Genomic DNA, 273 nt, shown 5'->3' with positions numbered 1-273 from the left:
CGGAGTTGACGTGCCTTCGTGGCCATCTCCGCCGATTTGCAAACCAAGGCACCCCCGTCGATGCAGTTGATCTGCCGATTGGGGTAGAAGGAGTAGATCGAGAAATCCGCAAGCCCGCCGACGTGTGCGCCATCCTGCAGGGCAAACAGCGCGTTGTTGCAGTCTTCAATAAATGCAATACCTCGGGCCTTGCACAACGCGGCCATTTCGCGCGCCGGGCCGGGGTATCCCGCGACGTGATACATGACCACGGCCTTTGTCTTGTCGCTGAGC

At 59.7% G+C, this 273-nt stretch carries 1 protein-coding gene; it reads right to left on the bottom strand.

All coding sequences use genetic code 11. The annotated features are described in order from the left end of the window. Positions 1-245, bottom strand: a 245-nt coding sequence (locus RVY79_RS19620; protein WP_317466247.1) for a DegT/DnrJ/EryC1/StrS family aminotransferase, incomplete at its 3' end; no start/stop codon positions are given. Positions 246-273 lie beyond the last annotated feature (28 nt).

Source organism: Chromohalobacter sp. HP20-39 (assembly GCF_033052815.1).
In the GTDB taxonomy this organism is placed as follows: domain Bacteria; phylum Pseudomonadota; class Gammaproteobacteria; order Pseudomonadales; family Halomonadaceae; genus Chromohalobacter.
The sequence above is the reverse complement of the archived record's forward strand: the minus strand, read 5'-3'. Positions and strand labels throughout refer to the sequence as shown.